The organism is Pseudomonas sp. GW822-FHT07A10 (assembly GCF_058798795.1).
This window is the reverse complement of record NZ_JBXAKV010000021.1, coordinates 1-17159: the sequence shown is the minus strand read 5'-3', so window position 1 is coordinate 17159 and position 17159 is coordinate 1. Positions and strand designations below refer to the sequence as shown.

Sequence of the window (17159 nt, the reverse complement as noted above, 5' to 3'; positions counted from 1 at the left end):
GTCTATGTCGCACACCAAATGTAACGTCTCTCCGTTGGCCACCCGGCCCCCACGGCGTTATCGTCCCCGGCAGCTTTGACTCAATGGATTGAGGTAACAGCGCCATGACTGCATCGATACACATCTGCAAGGCAACGTCTGCCGACGCCGGCATCATCAGCCGGATCGTCGAGCGCTCCATTCGCGTTGGCTGCGCGCTCGACCACCGCAATGATCCACGAACGGTTGCCACCTGGACCCACAACAAAACCATCGAACACGTGCAGCCCTGGCTGAACGACCCGCGGTTGTACCTGAACATCGCCCTGTTGCAAGACAAACCGGTCGGTGTCGCCATGGCCGCAGTCAGCGGTAAGGTCGCGTTTTGTTACGTGCAACCGGAATGGTTTCGACGAGGCGCCGGACAAGCACTGGTGCACGATCTCGAGATTTGGTTGATCGCTCAGGGATTGCCTCAGGCGCGGCTCAACAGCACCCGAACCGGCGAAGCGTTCTATCGCCGTTTGGGTTACCGGGCTTGCGCTGAAGCCTTCACGGTGGCGGGGCTTCATGCCATTCCCATGCACAAGGCGCTGGCGCCACCTTCATAGAAAGCTGATCGAGGGGCTAAATCCTCGAGCCCTTGATGCGTTTCCAGAACAGGAAAACCTGCAAGTGCGCCCCATGAACGGAATGCGCACCTGCCCGGTGTGCAGTTTTGGTCACTATCAACAGGGGTCGAGAGATGTCAGTCGCTACCAGCCTTATCGAAGATCAGCCGGCCCGGATTGCCCCGACGCCTGCCGAGACGCTTTATCAGTTCAACGAATCGCCGCTGTTGGCCCGTCAGAGCCAACAGGAATCGAACGCCCGCAGCTACCCGCGACGCATACCCCTGGCACTCAAACGTGCCAAGGGCATTTATGTCGAAGACGTCGAAGGCCGCTGTTTCATCGATTGCCTGGCCGGTGCCGGAACCCTGGCCCTGGGGCACAACCATCCGGTGGTGATCGAAGCGATCCAGCAAGTGCTGAGCGATGAACTGCCGCTGCACACCCTCGACCTGACCACGCCGGTCAAGGACCGGTTTGTCCAGGACCTGTTCGGCCTGCTGCCGCCGGCATTGGCCGCTGAAGCGAAGATTCAGTTCTGTGGCCCCACTGGCACCGATGCCGTGGAAGCCGCGCTGAAACTGGTGCGCACAGCCACCGGGCGCAGCACCGTCTTGTCGTTCCAGGGCGGTTACCACGGCATGAGTCAAGGCGCGCTGAGCCTGATGGGCAGTCTGGGACCGAAAAAGCCGTTGGGTGCCTTGCTCGGCAATGGCGTGCAGTTCATGCCGTATCCCTACGATTACCGTTGCCCGTTCGGGCTCGGTGGCGCGCAGGGAGTGCAGGTCAACCTGAATTACCTGGAGAACCTGCTGAACGATCCAGAGGCTGGCGTGCAACTGCCGGCTGCGGTGATCGTCGAAGTGGTGCAGGGCGAGGGCGGGGTGATTCCGGCCGATCTCGACTGGCTGCGCGGTTTGCGGCGCATCACCGAGCAGGCCGGCGTGGCGCTGATCGTCGATGAGATTCAGAGCGGCTTCGCCCGCACCGGCAAGATGTTCGCCTTCGAGCACGCCGGAATCATTCCGGACGTGGTGGTGATGTCCAAGGCCATCGGCGGCAGCCTGCCGCTGGCGGTGGTGGTCTATCGCGACTGGCTCGACACCTGGCTGCCGGGCGCCCATGCCGGAACCTTCCGCGGCAATCAGATGGCCATGGCCGCAGGCTCTGCGGTGATGCGCTACCTGACCGAACACAAGGTTTGCGAGCACGTCGCCACCATGGGTGAGCGCTTGAGCGAACACCTGCACATCCTGCAGCGGGACTTCCCGCAGCTGGGCGATATTCGCGGACGTGGCTTGATGCTGGGCGTTGAACTGGTCGACCCAGCTGGTGCGCCGGACGCTCAAGGCCATCCACCGGTATTCGGTCGTCTGGCGTCGTTGGTGCAGCGCGAATGCCTCAAGCGCGGATTAATCCTCGAGCTGGGCGGGCGTCACGGCGGTGTCGTGCGTTTTCTGCCGCCGTTGGTGATCACCGCCGCCGAAATCGATCGAGTGGCCGACATTTTCGGCAGGGCCATGGCTGCAGCCACCGCCAGCCTCTAAATTTTCCGGCGCCTCGAACGTTCTTTTTACATAACGGCTGCGCACGGTGTGCAGCCCACCCTATAGCGATGGAGAGACAGCATGACGTCAGTATTCGACCGCGAGGACATCCTCTTTCAAGTCGTGGTCAACCACGAAGAGCAATACTCGATCTGGCCCGACTACAAAGCCGTGCCACAAGGCTGGCGCACCGTGGGCAAGAGCGGCCTGAAAAAGGAATGCCTGGCCTACATCGAAGAGGTCTGGACTGACATGCGTCCACTGAGCCTGCGCCAGAAAATGGAAGAGCAGGCGGCCGTGGCTCACTGAGTCGCCGCGCAAAAAGAACCCGCTGAACCGGTGACGGTCAGCGGGTTTTTCACGTTTGAAATCTCTGTTGTCTGCGCGGCCGTCATCGCGGGTTTAACTGACGTTACGCCCCGCTCAACCCCTTGATCAGCTGATCCACATTCCCTTCCAGCTCGGCCACCGGATCCGCCGCATCGACACTCAACACCACCAACCGACTGCCCGCCTGCGAGATCGCCGTTTTCACCGCCTCCGACGGTTGTCGATGATGCAACACCACCGCCACGTCATGGTCCTTGAGCGTCGCACTTAACTGCTTGAGCGCTTCAGGCGTCCACTCAGCATCCGGCCGTGGATCGAGGCCGATCAGCTCCAGGTTGAGGCCGCCGATCAGGTAGCCGAAATGATCGCTCAGGCTCATCACGCTCAGGTTATCGGCACTGGCCAGCCGCGCTTCGCTGTCGGCACTGAGCTTGAGCAGGCGCTGCTTGAGCGCTGCCAGATTGGCCTCGATGGTCGGTTTGGCCGCCGGCGCCAGGCGCACGAGGTCCGCCGCTATCACGTCTGCCATGCGCCCCATGTTGTTGCTGGAAAGCCACGGCTGGCTGTTCAACCCGTCGACCTTGCTGCCGGGCTGCACGGCGATGCCGGGAAGGGCGCCGTCCACCGGGCGGGCGGCGTCGACTTCGACGATACGAATATTGCTGCGCCGGGATATCGGGTACAGCGGATCATCCGCCCACAGGGAACGCAGACCAATCACGGCATCAGCGTCGGTCGCCAGCTTGGCCAGCGCCGGAGCGCCACGACCGGTGAAATAGGCGGTCTGTCGGCTGCCGGGCAGATTGTCTGGAGCGGCCCGTTGCAGTTTGACTTCGGTGCCTTTGAGCAACACTTCGCCCAGACCATAGGTGATCGGCAAGGACGCCAGCACGTGCAGCGGTTTGGCGCTGTCCGCCGCAAAGCCAGTATTGGCCAGGCCACACAGGGCTATGGCAAGGGTCAGTTGACGCAGAGAAAAACACATTTATCCGAGGTTCCCTTTCAGACTTGGGACGATGCCGCGAGCGATCGCGGCCAGGGCGAAGGCGATACCGGCCACCAGAATGATCGCGGCACCGGACGGGATGGGCAGGTCAAACACAATCGGTGCGAGGATTCCGCACAGGGTGCTCACCGTGGCAATCAGCACCGAACACCAGAAGAAACCCTTCAGCGATTGACTGAGCAAGCGCGCGGCCGCCGCCGGAATCACCAGCAGGGCGCCGACCAGAATCGCGCCGATGACTTTCACCGCTGCCACCGTGATCAGCGTCACCAGGATCACGAACAGGTAGTCCAGGGTTTTCACCGCCACGCCACGTACCGCCGCCAGTTGCGGGTTGAAGCTGGCAAGCATGATGCGGTTGTACAGCGGCAGGGCCAGTGCCATCACCAGTGAGCCGACGATCGCCAATACCAGCAGGTCGTTGCCGTTGACCGTCAGTACCGAGCCGAACAGCACGTTTTCCAGTATGTGCACATTGATCTTGCCCGCCAGGATCAACAGCAGGCTTGCGCCCAGTGCCAACGACACCGACAGAAACACGCCGATCAACGTATCCGGCGCCAGACCCGTGCGGTTGCGCAGGTAGTTCAGCAAGATCCCGAACAGCAGGCAGTAACCGAACAGGCTGCCATAAGGCCCGGTGTAAGGTTCACCGAGCAGAATGCCGATGGCCACGCCAGTCAACGCCGCGTGACCCACCGCTTCTGAGAAAAATGCGAAGCGCTTGACCACCACCAGCGTGCCCAAACCGCCCAGCACCGGGCCGATCAGCAATCCAGCGAGCAGGGCGTTGACCACAAATCCATAGGCCAGCGCTTCCGGCAGGTAACCCGACGAGGCCCAACCCTGGACCATCAAACGAAAGGCTTCGTAACTCATCAGGCAGCGCTCCGGGGATGGGTCGAGAACAAGGTCAGCAGTCGCTCCGGGGTCAGCGCCTGTTTCGGCGTGGCGTCGAACAGCACCCGGCGATTGAGCCCGGTGACCCGGTCCGCCAGACGCCCGACCGCTTCCAGATCATGTTCGATCCACAGCACGGTGATGCCGCTCTGGCGCCAATCGCCCAGCAGCCGTTCGAACACTTGGATACCGGCCTCATCGAGCGCCGACATCGGTTCATCGAGCACCAGCAACTGTGGCGCCGGAATCAGCCCTTGGGCCAGCAAAACCCGCTGGCGCTCGCCGCCGGACAGCGCGCCCATGCGCCGTTTGCGTTTGTCCTGCATGCCGACCCGTTCCAGCGCCTCGCCAATGGCCGTTGCGTAATGCGTGCTCAAGCCGAGAAACGCCGGGCGCCGCTGACACATGGCCGCCATGAAGTCGTCGACAGTCATTGGCAAACCGCGATCAAACTCCAGCGCTTGCGGCACGTAGCCGATCGTCCCGGGTTCGCCGGGCCATTGCAGGCTCAAACGGCCCTGATGCGGCATCTGCCCGAGCAGGGTCTTGATCAGCGAACTCTTGCCGCCACCGTTGGGGCCGACCAGGGCATGCACGCTGCCGGGCCGGACCTGAAAGGTCACGTTGTCGAGGATCGTCGTGCGACCGAGGGTCAGGCTGACTTCGGCGAAGTCGAGGGTCGGGCCGGCGCTTTGTACGGTCAGGGTTTCTTGAGCGGTCATGCGCCGGACTCCTGAATCGCCCGAACCACGGTGTTGAGGTTGCCGGTCATTTCCTTTTCGTACTTGTCGGCGGTGTATTCGCCATAGGAAATGTGCGACAGCGGATACAGCTTCACCCCGGACTCACGCTGGATGGTCTCGACGTAGGTGGAAGGGAAATCCATCTCCGAGAAGATCACTTTCACGTCCAGCTCCCGCAGTTGATCGATGGTCTTTTTCAGTTGGCTGGGGCTGGGTTCGATGCCGTGGGCCGGCTCGACCACGGCGGTGACTTCCAGGCCGAACTCGCGAAGCAGATAGTCGTAGGCGGCATGGACCGTGGCCACGCGTAGTTCGGCGTTCGGCGCCTGGGTCAGTTTGGCCAGGGCATCGGCGCGCATCTGCCGCAGGCGCTTACCGTAGGCGCGGGCATTCTGGGTGTAGGTTTTAGCGTTGGCCGGGTCGAGCTTGCCCAACTCGCGGGCAATGTTGTTGACCTGGGCAATCGAAGCGCTGATCGACAAGAACGTGTGCGGGTTCACCACTTTACCGGCACCGCGAGCGGCGACACCGGTGGCGGCCAGCAGCGGCACGTTTTCGTTGGCTTCGATCACTTTGATATTCGGGGTTTCGCTGGCGGCGATCATGCGGTCGGCGAAGTCGTCATGGCCCACGCCGTTGAGTACGATCACGTCGAGCCCGCTGATGCGTTTGATGTCCTCGGCGCGGGGCTCATAGGCGTGCGGGTTGAAACCGGCCGGAATCAACGGCACCACTTCGGCCTTGTCGCCGACGATATTGGCCACGTAGCTGTAATAAGGGTGCAGGGTGATGCCGATGCGCAGACGCTTGGCTTCGTCGGCACTGGCCAGAGGCGTCAGCAAACAGGCAAGCAGGCCGACCAGCAGCAGGCGCAAAAAACGACGTTGAGATGAACTAGGCATGGGAAAGCGGTCTTCTCTCGGGTGAGGGCGAGGGTTCAGTGCCGATGCTGGCGGGTGACCCCTGCATCGAATTGCGCGACGATCTGCTGCCAGCCGGCGCTTTCGAGTGCGGCGTCAGTCAGATCAGCCGGGGTAGTGAGGGCTTTGCCGCGATTGAGCCAGACGTCTGGCGCATCGTCGTCAGCGGTCAAACGCATCAGAAACGAGCCGGCCACGGTGGGTGTCTGGCTCTGGCCGAAATACGCCTTGGCGTCCAGCAATTGCCAGGCATGACCGCCTCGACTGACAGAACTGGCGTCTTGGGCAAACGGCGCGAAACCTTCCTCGGCGAGGGTGGCGGGCGTGGGCAGTGCTTGTTGTTCCTCGCGCAACAGGTGGATTTCATCCAGCGTGACCCGCAGGTCTGCGTAAATACCTTGCTCGGATGCGCTCAGGTCGCGGCGGGCATCCAGTTGATGGCTGCCGACGCTGCTCACTTCCCGGGACTCGCCGCGCCAGGCGACCACCGAACCGGCCACCGCCAGAATCATCAGGCACAACAGCAACACATAGAGGGTTTCATGGCCGGCTCCGGCCGGGCGCACCAATTGGGTGGTTGGCGTGATCATGCTCAGGGCGCCTCGATGTCGGCTTGGTCGATCTCGACCACGTGGCCGGGACCGGCGTCAAACAGCACGTAGAATTCGGCGCCGGGTTTCTTGAAGGTCAGGGTCGAATCGGCGCCGAGCTTGCCTGGCACCAGAATGGTTTCGTCGTAGCCGATCACATCCAGGGTCACGCCCGGCGCGCCGCTGCCGTCGGAGAAACCACCGGTGCAACGGATCTGTTCGGCGTCGATGGCCTTGCATTCGCACATCGGGTTGTGGGCCAGGACGCTGGCGCTGAAGACGGTGCAGAGCACCAGTAAAACGGGGCGAAAAACGCTGGTCATGGTTTGCCTCCTTGTCTGTTCAGCCATGCGACGGTGGCCGGGGACGCCTGGCTCAGGGGGATGGAGGCTTGATGCATGGCGCCGTCCCAGCCTTCCATGGTGATCCACAGCTCAGCATCGTTTTTGGTCTTTTCGGGTACCGGCAGCGCGGCGCCCATGTGGTAGGGCGTGCCGAAGAAAATCACCCCGGCTGCGCGCAGGCTGCGCGGTTTGCCAATGCGCAGGTAAGTCGCCTTGACCTGATCGCGACAGCTGTCGCAGAGCGCAGCATTGAAGGACTTCAAGTAGCCGGCCGGGCCATCGGATACCGGGGCTGCGTTGCGCAATTCAGCCAGTCGCAGGCTCCAGGGGCCGACCTGAATTTCACCGACTTCACGCTCACCCAGGCCGGTGTCTCCGCGAAACAGCGCTGCGTCGGCGAAGTATTTGGGCATGAACCCCAGCGGCACCAGCAACAGCAGCACGTTGATGTGGAAGCGCCATGTGTGCCAGAAGCGGCTTAGCGGCGAGCGTGGTTTTTCTGCTGCGACCTGGCTCATCGGCTGCCCTCCGTGGCTTCGCGGCTCATGGCCGGGGCGGGCTGGCCGGTCAGCGCAGCCCGTGGACGCTTGTTGCTGCGCTTGAGCGCATTGGCTGTAGCCAGGGCGGTGCGTTTGGTCCAGATCAACAAGCCGCTGAGGACCATCATGCTCAGGATCAGGCCGAAGAAGAACCAGATCAGCTTGATCCAGATACCGCCGAAATCGCCGGTGTGCAGCGGACGCATGGATTCGGTCACCAGCTCCAGACCCGAACGATCCGACAGCAGGCGCGTGGTGGAAATGTCACCGGTGTAAGGGTTGACTTCGGCGCTCTGGTAGATCAACGGGTACCAACTGCGCCCGCTCACCAAAAGATGGCTATAGGCATTGGCGGGCAGGCTGACAGAGCTGTCTTCCAGGCCGGGAATGCGTTCCTTGGCCTCGCGGATCGCGCTTTCCAGGCTGATCATCGGCGCTGGTGCGCCATCGGCGGTGAGCGGCACGCTCTCACGCGGGACGACGGGGGCGACCGGCGCGGTGGAAATCGAAATATGGTTATCGAACAGGATCGCTTCAATCATGAACCAGGTGCTGGTGACGGAAATCACCGCAATGAACCAGATTGACCAGATGCCGCTGAGCCGGTGAAAGTCGCCCCAGAAAATCCGCGCGCCATGACGAATGCGCAGGGTCGGTCGCAAGAAGCCTTTCCAGAACCGTTTGTAGACCACAAGCCCCGTCACCAGTGAAGCCAGCATCGGCAAGCCGAGGAACGACACCAGATACCAGCCCCAGCTGTAGCCGTTGGTGAATGGCACCAGCCACCAGCCATGCAGCGCGCGAGTGAAGGCCTGGAAGTTGAAGGGTGGAGCGGTGCCCTGAATCGCTCCGCTGTAGGGATTCACATAGACCGTCACCGAGCGTCCGTCCGGGTAGCTGACCTTCACGTCCAGGGCGAAATGCGACTCGTCGGGACGGTTGATACTTTCGACCAGCGTTTGGGGCTCGGCCGTTTTGATGGCGGCGATGATCTGGTCATAGCTGAGCAGCGGCGCGTCGTCCGAAGGCGGGCTGGCGCGCATTTGCGGGTTGGCCAGCCAGACGATTTCCTGACTGACCACCGCCAATGTGCCGGTCACACAGACGATCAATACAAAGAACCAGATGGGCAGGGCCAGCCAGCTATGGACCAGAAACCAGAGTTTTGAGCGGGATTTCTTCGACATGATTAAAGGTCTTGTTTCGATGAGAGGACCTCTGCTGCGGGCTTCCCAGCGTTGAGGTCCATGAAAGGCCCGGTCGTGGCTTTTGCCTACGCGACCGGCTGCATCTAAATAAGACGTATGAGCATCGGAAATCCCGAAAGGGGATATGAAAGTAAATGTTTCGTGTTTCTGCGCTGTGTGGGAACGGCCAATATTGATGTTGAATGTGATCAGGCCCCATCGCGAGCCTGCTCGCGATGGGGCCTGATCACGTACCGAAGCTATCAACCCTGCTTGAACATCTCCTTCGCCCGCTGTTCGATCTGTTCCTGCGTCAGATCCTCCTTGCGCGTGGCCAGAAACCACACATGCCCATAGGGATCCTTCAAGGTCCCCGTGCGGTCGCCATAAAACTGATCCTTGACCTCGGACACCACCGTGGCACCGGCATCGATGGCCTGTTTATAGGACTTGTCCACATCGTTCACATACAAATGCAGGCCCACGGACGGCGATTTGTCCGGGTTGCTCAAGGGCCCCTGGTCACAGGGTGTGCCCAGCATGATCGGGCTATCGCCGATACGCAGTTCGGCGTGCCCGATGCCGCCGTCGGGCATGGCCAGGCGCATGACTTCGGTGGCGCCAAAGGCTTTCTTGTAGAAGTCGATGGCTTCGGCAGCTTTCTGAATGCCCAGATAAGGGGTGATGCTGTGATAACCCTCTGGAATAGGTTTGACGCTCATGACGGTTCTCCCTTTATTGTTGTGGAATTAAGGTGTTCCTTCGCCGTTTTCCGGTCGGATAACTATAGGTCAACCCCTTCGCCACAACCGAGTGCCCGACGAGTAGCCGCAGTCACGACAACGCGCTGCACTGTAATTTTGGTGCATCAGCGGTAAGAACCTGGATCGACAGTTTCTCTGTGGCGCGACGCTTGTTTACTGCCTGTTCACCAATTCCCAATACCCACTATCGAGAGCATTGATTTCTGCCCGTCGGGGCGCGTCGGTAGCCTGTGTTCATTGCCCCGAACCCAGCTATCCGGACGCTCGAAATGAAAACTCTACTCGCCACTTTCCTGTTGCTCGCCGTTTCCGTCCTCGCCGGATGCGCCAGTCATGTTTCACCGGAACTACGCCCCTATACCGCTGAAGAAACCCGGGAACTGGCGCTGGAAGCCTTGAATCGTCGCGGCTTGTCCTTCGAGGAGTACCACGCGAAGAAAGCCGAATTGCTTGGCCAGCCAACCAAATCGATCAGTTTTGACAAGCAAGGCGAGATGAACGCCGAGCGCACAGTACAGCTGCACGGTCGCCAAAGCTGAGCGACAACTGTACTGCTCGAACTTTCACGCAACTGTCCATGGGTTTCCCTCAAGGCGTGCGATAGGGTCAACACCTGACTGACTCTGATGGACTGCCCCCCCCATGCTCTCGCTCGACCTGCTGCTGGGCTTTGCCCTGTTCGCCCTTGTCACCTCGATCACCCCCGGCCCGAACAACGCCATGTTGCTGGCCTCGGGCGTGAATTTCGGCTTTAGCCGCACCATCCCTCACATGCTGGGCATTACCTGCGGCTTCTTCGTGTTGGTGGTGGCCGTCGGTTTCGGCCTGGGCACGGTGTTTCAAACCTATCCACTGCTTTACACCGTGCTGCGTTATGTCGGCGCGGCGTATTTGCTGTACCTGGCCTGGAAGATTGCGCATTCCGGGCCGGTCGCCGAGGGTGAGCAGGGCGAGGGCAAGCCGATCAGTTATTTGGGCGCGGCGGCGTTTCAATGGGTCAACCCCAAGGCCTGGATCATGGCCATCGGTGCCATCAGCACCTACACGCCGATGCAGGGCTATTTCACCAATGTGATTGTGATTGCCGCGGTCTTCGCTCTGATCAACCTGCCGAGCGTCGGTGTGTGGGCTGGTTGTGGCACGCTGTTGCGCAATGTGCTGCGCGATCGCCGCTGGCTGCGCCTGTTCAACTGGGGCATGGCCTTGTTGCTGGTGGCTTCCATGTATCCGTTGTTGCTTGAAAGTTTTAGCTGACGCATTGTTTCAACCGGTTGCCCGATGCCTGTTAAGCTCGACTTCAGGAGCGTTCCTACGCACTTTTAAATGAAGTTGTTCTTCTTTAACGGCCTCCGATCAGGTATTGCTATCGTTCTGCAAATTCGGCGCCGCTCATAAGGCGGCGCTTTGATATTTCCAGTGACGAGCTTCCTGATCCCGGAACACGCTCTGCGAGTCTTCTATGAATAAACGTCCGTTGTATTTCGACTACGCCGCCACCACGCCGGTGGATGAGCGGGTCATCAAGGTGATGGTTGAGTGTCTGGGTTTCACGGGTAACTTCGGCAATCCAGCGTCCAGCTCCCACGCCTTCGGTCAACAGGCCCGGCAATCGGTCGAGCACGCACGGCGCCAGGTCGCCGAACTGGTGGGCGCCCAGGCCGAGCAGATCGTCTGGACCTCCGGCGCCACCGAATCCAACAACCTGGCACTCAAGGGCGTTACCCAGGCCCGCGGTGTGTCCGGCGGCCATATCATCACCAGCCAGATTGAACACAAGGCAATTCTCGACACCGCCAAACAATTGCAGGATGCCGGCGTTGCCGTGACGTATCTGGTGCCCGATGCCGAAGGCCTGATAACTGCGCAAGCAGTCAGCGAGGCGATGCGCGAAGACACCTTTCTGGTGTCGCTGATGCTGGTCAATAACGAACTGGGCACCGTCAACGACATCCCGGCCATCGGCCAGGTGGTGCGTGATCGTGATGCGTTGTTCCACGTTGACGCGGCTCAGGGCGTGGGCAAAGTGGCGATCGACCTGGCCCAATGGCCGGTGGATTTGATGTCATTCTCGGCGCACAAGGTCTATGGCCCCAAAGGCATCGGCGCGCTGTACGTCGGGCCTCGCGCGCAACAGCGCCTGCAAGCGCAGATCCACGGCGGCGGTCATGAGGGCGGGTTGCGTTCCGGTACTCTGGCGACGCACCAGATCGCAGCCATGGGCGCCGCTTTCGCGCTGGCGGCCGCTTTGTTCGATGAAGAAAAAGCCACCATCGTGCGCCTGCGTGAACGCTTGCTCGATCAGCTGCTGAGCATTCCCGGTATTCGCGTCAATGGCAGTCCGACCCAGCGCATTCCCCATACCTTGAGTCTGACTTTCAACGAAGGCGAGTTCAATTCCGCGGCGTTGAGCACCTCGATCGCGTTTTCCGCGACGTCGGCCTGCAACTCCGCCAGTAATGCGCCATCTCATGTGCTGCTGGCGCTGGGGCATGACGCGCGCTCGGCCAGTCGCACCATTCGCCTGAGCCTGGGGCGTTTCACCACCGAGCAAGATATCGACCAGGCTGCGCACCTGATCAAAACGGCCACCGCCAGTGCTCCGGCATTCTGGGCGACAGGTCCTTAAGCGCCGACTCTGATCGGCACCAAACAATAATGATGAAGTGGTAAGCAGGAGACACGATGAGTACGCAGCCTTCGATCAATGGATTGGTACCCCGGCGCCTGGCGCAAACCCGCGAGCTGATGAGCCGGGAGGGCATTCATGCTCTGTTGGTGCCGTCGGCCGACCCGCACCTGTCGGAATACCTGCCGGGCTATTGGCAGGGGCGGCAGTGGCTGTCGGGTTTCCATGGCTCGGTCGGCACGCTGATCGTCACACCGAATTTCGCCGGCGTCTGGGCCGACAGCCGCTATTGGGAACAAGCGAGCAAGGAACTCAAGGGCAGCGGTATCGAGCTGGTCAAGCTGCAACCGGGTCAACCCGGCCCGCTTGATTGGCTGGCCGAGCAAACGCCTGAAGGCGGTGTCGTTGCAGTCGATGGCGCGGTGATGGCCATGGCGTCGGCGCGTACCCTGAGCAGCAAACTCCAAGAACGCGGCGCACGTCTGCGCACTGACATCGATTTGCTGAGCGAAGTCTGGAGTGATCGCCCGAGCTTGCCGAACGAGCCGATTTATCAACACTTACCGCCTCAGGCGACCGTCAGCCGTGGCGAAAAACTCGCCCAGCTGCGTGACGTGTTGAAAGAGCGCGGTGCCGACTGGCATTTCATTGCCACCCTCGATGACATCGCCTGGCTGTTCAACTTGCGCGGCGGCGATGTGTCGTTCAACCCGGTGTTTGTGTCCTTCGCGCTCATTAGCCAGCAACAGGCCACCTTGTTCGTCGCCCTGAGTAAAGTCAGCGCCGAGCTGCGTGCCATCCTTGAACAGGACGGCGTGACCCTGCGCGATTACAGCGAAGTGGCCGCCGCCTTGCGCGCCATACCAAGCGGCGCGAGCCTGCAAGTCGATCCGGCGCGGGTCACGGCGGGTCTGCTGGATAACTTGAACAGTGATGTGAAACTGGTCGAAGGCCTGAACCCGACCACCCTGGCCAAGTCACAAAAAAGCCTGGCCGATGCCGAGCACATCCGTCGGGCCATGGAGCAGGATGGCGCGGCGCTGTGCGAATTCTTCGCCTGGCTGGAGGCGGCATGGGGGCGTGAGCGCATCACCGAGCTGACCATCGACGAACACCTGACCGCGGCCCGCACCCGGCGCCCGGATTATGTGTCGCTGAGCTTCAACACCATTGCTGCGTTTAACGCCAACGGTGCGATGCCGCATTACCACGCCACCGAAGAAGAGCACGCGGTCATCGAGGGTGACGGCCTGTTGCTGATCGACTCCGGCGGCCAATACCTGGGCGGTACTACCGACATTACGCGAATGGTGCCGGTGGGGACGCCGACTGACGAGCAGAAGCGCGATTGCACCCGCGTACTCAAAGGCGTGATTGCACTCTCCCGCGCGCAGTTCCCGCGGGGCATTCTGTCGCCGTTGCTGGACGCCATTGCCCGCGCACCGATCTGGGCCGAAAGTGTCGACTACGGTCATGGCACCGGTCACGGCGTCGGCTACTTCCTCAACGTTCACGAAGGCCCGCAAGTCATCGCCTATCAGGCGGCAGCCGCGCCGCAAACTGCAATGCAGCCAGGGATGATCACTTCCATCGAACCGGGCACCTATCGTCCGGGCCGCTGGGGCGTGCGGATCGAGAACCTGGTGTTGAACCGCGAGGCGGGCAAGAGCGAGTTCGGTGAATTCCTGAAGTTCGAAACCCTGACCCTGTGCCCGATCGACACCCGCTGCCTGGAACCGTCGTTGCTGACCGAAGACGAAAAGCAGTGGTTCAACGGCTACCATGCCGAAGTGCGCGAGCGCCTGAGCCCGTTGCTCGATGGCGCGGCCCTTGAGTGGTTGAACACCCGGACCGCGGCTATTTGATCGGCTTGAGTTCAGGCGCTGGAAACAGTGCCTGGCTCATGCCTGGCTATTGTGCCCGCAGGGCTTCAAGGACGAAGTCCAGCCGATCCTGGCCAAAGAACAGCTGATTCCCGACAAACATGCTCGGTGCGCCGAATACACCGCGTTGTACTGCTTCCTCGGTGTTCTGCTTGAGGGCGGCTTTGACGTTCTCATCGGCGGTCAGTGCCAGCACTTCATTCGGATCGAAACCGTTTTGCGTCAGCACGGCGGCAACGGTCGCGGGATCATCGAGGCTGCGCCCTTCCACCCACAGGGCGTGAAACAGGCAATCGATAAACGCCTGAAAGCGTTCGGGATGACGTAATTGCATACCCGTGACCGCGCGCATCAACATCAGGGTATTGATGGGGAAGTGCGGGTTGAACTTCAGCGGCACACCGTAACGCTTGGCATAGCGGTCCAGATCCTGAAACATGTAGCGACCCTTGGCTGGAATGGTCACCGGGGAGGCGTTGCCGGTGGCTTTGAAAACTCCGCCCAGCAGCATCGGTTTGTAGATCAGCTGACTATCGGTCTGCGCACAGATTTTCGGCAGTTGGGTGTAGGCCAGGTAGGTGGCGGGGCTGCCGAGGTCGAAAAAGAACTCCACGGTTTTGCTCATGGTCGATGTGCTCTTCTTTTTGTCGAAGGGGAAGGCTTACCAGCGTTCGTTCCAGGGGCGCAGATCCAGCTCGAACGTCCAGGCGTCCCGTGGCTGGCTGTGTAAGTACCAATAGTTTTCGGCGATGTGCTCGGGATTGAGGATGCCGTCCTGATCCTTGGTCGCGTATTTTTCCGGAAATCTGTCGCGGATAAAGTCGGTGTCGATGGCACCATCGACCACCACATGGGCGACGTGGATGTTCATCGGCCCCAGTTCGCGGGCCATGCTTTGGGCCAGGGCGCGAATCCCGTGCTTGGCGCCAGCGAAGGCTGCAAACCCTGCGGCACCGCGCAAGCCGGCGGTGGCCCCGGTGAACAGGATCGTGCCCCGTTGGCGGGTGACCATGCGCTTGGCCACTTCGCGAGCGTTGAGAAACCCTGAGAAACAGGCCATTTCCCAGATCTTGAAATACTTGCGAGCGGTTTCTTCGAGAATACTGCACGGCACATTGGCGCCGATATTGAAGACGAACGCTTCGATGGGGCCGATCTCGGTTTCGATCTGCTCGATGAGCGCAATCACGTCCTCTTCTTTGCGCGCATCGCAGGCAAAGCCATGAGCCTCGCCGCCGCTGATCGTGATGGCATCTACCAGTGGCTGAAGTTTGTCTGCGCTGCGACGTGTGACGCAGGCGACGTAGCCTTCCCGGGCAAAACGCTTGGCGATGGCGCCGCCGGTGGCATCGCCTGCGCCGACGACCAATACGATTTTCTTGTTATTGATAGCGGTGGTCATGGATGTCGCCCTTTGCTGAACGGTCAGTGACTGACGAACGTTAGCAGCATCCCGGGCGAGGCGCCTATCGGGCTAGGCAAGCCCAACAGGGTTGGAGGATTACTTGCAGATGACGATCATACTGCGGCTGGTATACCCGGCCGGGTTAAGGCCAAACGGATAATCCCCGGGTTCTTCGACCGCATCCCCTGACTTGGCAATCACCTTGTAACCCTTGGGCGCGCACGAGTTGGCAGCGCTGGTGTAGCACTGGTCCCAGGAGGACGACAGCCCGGAACAGTTGATATGCAGCCCTTTCTTGCCGTGTTTGATCTGGGTTTTCGAGGTCGCCGCGCAGCCCGCAACTGCAAGCACGGCGATCAGTATCAAAATTCGTTTCATTGCTGTCCTTATTGAGGCTCCGGATCTTTGTGCCCGGGTCTGCCTGCATTCGCTTTTGCTTGAAGCGTTCTGATATCCCTATCTGAAAAAGTCCATGTCTGACACTGAGTTACGTGGCCTAAACATGGCCTAATTGAGCGGTAAATACCAGACCTTCGTCAAATCTCGTATCAATCCGCCGCAACTGCGGGCTTGGCGGCGCTCCCCATGGTCATGGTTGCGCCGACGGACGCCAGAATGATGCACAGGATTGCCATCCACTGTGACAGGGAAAGGTATTCATGGAGGAACAACAGGCCGGACAGTGCACCGAACGCGGGCTCGATACTCATCAATGTGCCGAAGGTCCGGGCCGGCAGCCGTGTGAGGGCGACCATCTCCAGGGTGTAGGGCAGGGCAGTGGACAGAATCGCGACCCCTATGGCCACGGGAATCAGTGAGGGTGTCAGCAGTGCAGCACCAGCATGGACGATACCGATGGGGGCTACGAACAGTGCAGCAATCATCACGCCCAATGCGGCGGTCTGCACGCCATTGTCGGCACCAGCCTTCTGGCCGAACAGAATGTACAACGCCCAGCAGACACCGGCGCCAAGGGCATAACCTGCGCCAACCAGATCAATACCTGCACTCGTGGCGCCAGTCGGAATCAACAGCAGTAAACCCACGGCTGCCAGAGCGATCCACAGAAAGTCGATCGCCCGACGTGAGGCATAAATAGCGACCGCTAATGGGCCAGTGAACTCCAGGGCTACCGCGATACCCAGAGGGACAGTGTTCAAGGACATATAGAAGAGGAAGTTCATGCCGCCCAGCGCCATCCCATAGACAATTACCGTGCGCAGGGACTTTGCGGTGAGCTTCGCTCGCCATGGGCGTAATAGCAGCAGCATGATCACGCTGGCGAAGATCAGCCGCAGGGTGGTGGTCCCTTGAGCGCCGATAACCGGGAACATGCTTTTGGCCAGGGAGGCTCCGGACTGGATCGATGCCATAGCTATCAAGAGCAGGCCTACCGAGAACAGGATAGAGGCAAGGCTGCGGGGGTGGTCATTCATTGTGTGGCATCGTCCGAGGTGAGAAACGAGAGTAGTGCGTAATGTGTTGGGCAATATACTGCGCATTCGTTGCGGTTGCGTCTATATATAAGCAGGGATTTTGAACATCCTGATAGAAAAGCGTAATCAGGGGTTGACGGCAGATCCTGGACGTCTATAATTCGCCCCACTTCCGGCGCAGTCGAAACGGAAAACTCCTTGGTAAACAACGAGTTACGCAGTTTTCGACAGCGGTTACGCTTCAGTTCATCGAGGCCAGAAGGAGTTGGTAGGGCAGGGTATTGTCGCCTTATTGACGGTTCGATCTTCTCGGTCGAAAGCGGAGAAAAAGAGGTGTTGACAGCAGCGA

General features: G+C 60.5%; 21 protein-coding genes. 7 read left to right on the top strand and 14 right to left on the bottom strand.

Translation table 11 applies throughout. From position 1 onward, the window contains the following. Positions 1–104: 104 nt before the first annotated feature. The 3 genes from AC1RL4_RS26640 to AC1RL4_RS26630 all read left to right on the top strand — a co-directional run bounded on the left by AC1RL4_RS26640 (position 105) and on the right by AC1RL4_RS26630 (position 2446). Positions 105–590 carry a GNAT family N-acetyltransferase gene (locus AC1RL4_RS26640; protein WP_230174382.1) on the top strand — a complete coding sequence of 162 codons (486 nt, stop codon included), beginning with the start codon at positions 105–107 and terminating at the stop codon, positions 588–590. A 134-nt stretch (positions 591–724) separates the two neighbouring features. Further along, entirely contained in the window at positions 725–2137 is a 1413-nt protein-coding gene (locus tag AC1RL4_RS26635) for an aspartate aminotransferase family protein (protein ID WP_230174380.1), read from the top strand. A gap of 81 nt (positions 2138–2218) precedes the next feature. Next, a complete protein-coding gene (locus tag AC1RL4_RS26630; protein ID WP_007934245.1) occupies positions 2219–2446 on the top strand; it encodes an MbtH family protein in 228 nt (75 codons plus the stop codon). 103 nt (positions 2447–2549) lie between these two features. Here AC1RL4_RS26630 and AC1RL4_RS26625 read toward each other — a convergent pair whose 3' ends face one another. From AC1RL4_RS26625 to AC1RL4_RS26585, 9 genes are all read right to left on the bottom strand, one after another. After that, entirely contained in the window at positions 2550–3452 is a 903-nt protein-coding gene (locus AC1RL4_RS26625) for a metal ABC transporter substrate-binding protein (RefSeq protein ID WP_230174371.1), read from the bottom strand. Then, entirely contained in the window at positions 3453–4352 is a 900-nt protein-coding gene (locus AC1RL4_RS26620; protein ID WP_007906536.1) for a metal ABC transporter permease, read from the bottom strand. Continuing rightward, the gene (locus AC1RL4_RS26615) at positions 4352–5095 is read right to left on the bottom strand and encodes a metal ABC transporter ATP-binding protein (RefSeq protein WP_230174370.1); all 744 of its coding nucleotides are present in this window, start codon (positions 5093–5095) and stop codon (positions 4352–4354) included. Before AC1RL4_RS26615 ends, AC1RL4_RS26620 begins: the two co-directional genes overlap by 1 nt. Further along, the gene (locus AC1RL4_RS26610) at positions 5092–6018 is read right to left on the bottom strand and encodes a metal ABC transporter substrate-binding protein (RefSeq protein WP_019582483.1); all 927 of its coding nucleotides are present in this window, start codon (positions 6016–6018) and stop codon (positions 5092–5094) included. Before AC1RL4_RS26610 ends, AC1RL4_RS26615 begins: the two co-directional genes overlap by 4 nt. Before the next feature lie 35 nt (positions 6019–6053). Further along, positions 6054–6626: a DUF6162 family protein gene (locus AC1RL4_RS26605; RefSeq protein ID WP_028939037.1), complete on the bottom strand. Its 573-nt coding sequence runs from the start codon at positions 6624–6626 to the stop codon at positions 6054–6056. 2 nt (positions 6627–6628) lie between these two features. Further along, positions 6629–6949 (bottom strand): hypothetical protein, encoded by a 321-nt coding sequence (locus AC1RL4_RS26600; protein WP_019650596.1) that lies wholly within the window; start codon positions 6947–6949, stop codon positions 6629–6631. Next, complete coding sequence (locus tag AC1RL4_RS26595; RefSeq protein WP_018929964.1) at positions 6946–7488, bottom strand: PA2404 family protein; 543 nt, start codon at positions 7486–7488, stop codon at positions 6946–6948. The genes AC1RL4_RS26600 and AC1RL4_RS26595 overlap by 4 nt, the downstream gene beginning before the upstream one ends. After that, on the bottom strand, positions 7485–8696 hold the full coding sequence (locus tag AC1RL4_RS26590; protein WP_230174368.1) for a PepSY-associated TM helix domain-containing protein: 1212 nt from the start codon (positions 8694–8696) through the stop codon (positions 7485–7487). Before AC1RL4_RS26590 ends, AC1RL4_RS26595 begins: the two co-directional genes overlap by 4 nt. A 263-nt stretch (positions 8697–8959) precedes the next feature. Further along, positions 8960–9418 carry a VOC family protein gene (locus AC1RL4_RS26585; RefSeq protein ID WP_019582478.1) on the bottom strand — a complete coding sequence of 153 codons (459 nt, stop codon included), beginning with the start codon at positions 9416–9418 and terminating at the stop codon, positions 8960–8962. Positions 9419–9729: 311 nt separating this feature from the next. Between AC1RL4_RS26585 and AC1RL4_RS26580 the strand changes: the two genes are divergently transcribed. The 4 genes from AC1RL4_RS26580 (at position 9730) to AC1RL4_RS26565 (ending at position 13951) form a co-directional block, all read left to right on the top strand. Continuing rightward, on the top strand, positions 9730–9999 hold the full coding sequence (locus AC1RL4_RS26580; RefSeq protein ID WP_028939039.1) for a hypothetical protein: 270 nt from the start codon (positions 9730–9732) through the stop codon (positions 9997–9999). Between the two features lie 103 nt (positions 10000–10102). Continuing rightward, positions 10103–10714 (top strand): LysE family translocator, encoded by a 612-nt coding sequence (locus AC1RL4_RS26575; RefSeq protein WP_493120506.1) that lies wholly within the window; start codon positions 10103–10105, stop codon positions 10712–10714. Between the two features lie 205 nt (positions 10715–10919). Further along, a complete protein-coding gene (locus AC1RL4_RS26570) occupies positions 10920–12086 on the top strand; it encodes a cysteine desulfurase family protein (RefSeq protein ID WP_028939040.1) in 1167 nt (388 codons plus the stop codon). 56 nt (positions 12087–12142) lie between these two features. Then, on the top strand, positions 12143–13951 hold the full coding sequence (locus tag AC1RL4_RS26565; RefSeq protein ID WP_230174364.1) for an aminopeptidase P family protein: 1809 nt from the start codon (positions 12143–12145) through the stop codon (positions 13949–13951). Positions 13952–13997: 46 nt separating this feature from the next. Here the strand turns inward: AC1RL4_RS26565 and AC1RL4_RS26560 are convergent, their stop codons facing one another. The 5 genes from AC1RL4_RS26560 to AC1RL4_RS26540 all read right to left on the bottom strand — a co-directional run. Further along, positions 13998–14594 carry a 2-hydroxychromene-2-carboxylate isomerase gene (locus AC1RL4_RS26560; protein WP_230174362.1) on the bottom strand — a complete coding sequence of 199 codons (597 nt, stop codon included), beginning with the start codon at positions 14592–14594 and terminating at the stop codon, positions 13998–14000. A gap of 36 nt (positions 14595–14630) precedes the next feature. Beyond that, positions 14631–15371, bottom strand: a complete 741-nt coding sequence (locus tag AC1RL4_RS26555; protein ID WP_019582472.1) for an SDR family oxidoreductase — start codon at positions 15369–15371, stop codon at positions 14631–14633. Between the two features lie 99 nt (positions 15372–15470). Continuing rightward, entirely contained in the window at positions 15471–15752 is a 282-nt protein-coding gene (locus AC1RL4_RS26550; RefSeq protein ID WP_018929955.1) for a hypothetical protein, read from the bottom strand. 170 nt (positions 15753–15922) lie between these two features. Beyond that, entirely contained in the window at positions 15923–16810 is an 888-nt protein-coding gene (gene rhtA / locus AC1RL4_RS26545) for a threonine/homoserine exporter RhtA (protein WP_096480810.1), read from the bottom strand. Then, positions 16807–17159 (bottom strand): hypothetical protein (locus tag AC1RL4_RS26540; protein ID WP_493120502.1); only part of this gene is annotated, 353 nt, incomplete at its 5' end. The genes AC1RL4_RS26540 and rhtA, both read right to left, overlap by 4 nt.

Excerpts from the sequence above, each read along its gene's own strand:
- AC1RL4_RS26620 (WP_007906536.1), bottom strand. The coding sequence starts at position 4,352 with ATGAGTTACGAAGCCTTTCGTTTGATGGTCCAGGGTTGGGCCTCGTCG.
- AC1RL4_RS26625 (WP_230174371.1), bottom strand. The coding sequence starts at position 3,452 with ATGTGTTTTTCTCTGCGTCAACTGACCCTTGCCATAGCCCTGTGTGGC.
- AC1RL4_RS26610 (WP_019582483.1), bottom strand. The coding sequence starts at position 6,018 with ATGCCTAGTTCATCTCAACGTCGTTTTTTGCGCCTGCTGCTGGTCGGC.
- AC1RL4_RS26600 (WP_019650596.1), bottom strand. The coding sequence starts at position 6,949 with ATGACCAGCGTTTTTCGCCCCGTTTTACTGGTGCTCTGCACCGTCTTC.
- AC1RL4_RS26560 (WP_230174362.1), bottom strand. The coding sequence starts at position 14,594 with ATGAGCAAAACCGTGGAGTTCTTTTTCGACCTCGGCAGCCCCGCCACC.
- AC1RL4_RS26565 (WP_230174364.1), top strand. The coding sequence starts at position 12,143 with ATGAGTACGCAGCCTTCGATCAATGGATTGGTACCCCGGCGCCTGGCG.
- AC1RL4_RS26570 (WP_028939040.1), top strand. The coding sequence starts at position 10,920 with ATGAATAAACGTCCGTTGTATTTCGACTACGCCGCCACCACGCCGGTG.
- AC1RL4_RS26580 (WP_028939039.1), top strand. The coding sequence starts at position 9,730 with ATGAAAACTCTACTCGCCACTTTCCTGTTGCTCGCCGTTTCCGTCCTC.
- rhtA (WP_096480810.1), bottom strand. The coding sequence starts at position 16,810 with ATGAATGACCACCCCCGCAGCCTTGCCTCTATCCTGTTCTCGGTAGGC.
- AC1RL4_RS26640 (WP_230174382.1), top strand. The coding sequence starts at position 105 with ATGACTGCATCGATACACATCTGCAAGGCAACGTCTGCCGACGCCGGC.
- AC1RL4_RS26630 (WP_007934245.1), top strand. The coding sequence starts at position 2,219 with ATGACGTCAGTATTCGACCGCGAGGACATCCTCTTTCAAGTCGTGGTC.
- AC1RL4_RS26555 (WP_019582472.1), bottom strand. The coding sequence starts at position 15,371 with ATGACCACCGCTATCAATAACAAGAAAATCGTATTGGTCGTCGGCGCA.
- AC1RL4_RS26590 (WP_230174368.1), bottom strand. The coding sequence starts at position 8,696 with ATGTCGAAGAAATCCCGCTCAAAACTCTGGTTTCTGGTCCATAGCTGG.
- AC1RL4_RS26605 (WP_028939037.1), bottom strand. The coding sequence starts at position 6,626 with ATGATCACGCCAACCACCCAATTGGTGCGCCCGGCCGGAGCCGGCCAT.
- AC1RL4_RS26635 (WP_230174380.1), top strand. The coding sequence starts at position 725 with ATGTCAGTCGCTACCAGCCTTATCGAAGATCAGCCGGCCCGGATTGCC.
- AC1RL4_RS26595 (WP_018929964.1), bottom strand. The coding sequence starts at position 7,488 with ATGAGCCAGGTCGCAGCAGAAAAACCACGCTCGCCGCTAAGCCGCTTC.
- AC1RL4_RS26575 (WP_493120506.1), top strand. The coding sequence starts at position 10,103 with ATGCTCTCGCTCGACCTGCTGCTGGGCTTTGCCCTGTTCGCCCTTGTC.
- AC1RL4_RS26550 (WP_018929955.1), bottom strand. The coding sequence starts at position 15,752 with ATGAAACGAATTTTGATACTGATCGCCGTGCTTGCAGTTGCGGGCTGC.
- AC1RL4_RS26585 (WP_019582478.1), bottom strand. The coding sequence starts at position 9,418 with ATGAGCGTCAAACCTATTCCAGAGGGTTATCACAGCATCACCCCTTAT.
- AC1RL4_RS26615 (WP_230174370.1), bottom strand. The coding sequence starts at position 5,095 with ATGACCGCTCAAGAAACCCTGACCGTACAAAGCGCCGGCCCGACCCTC.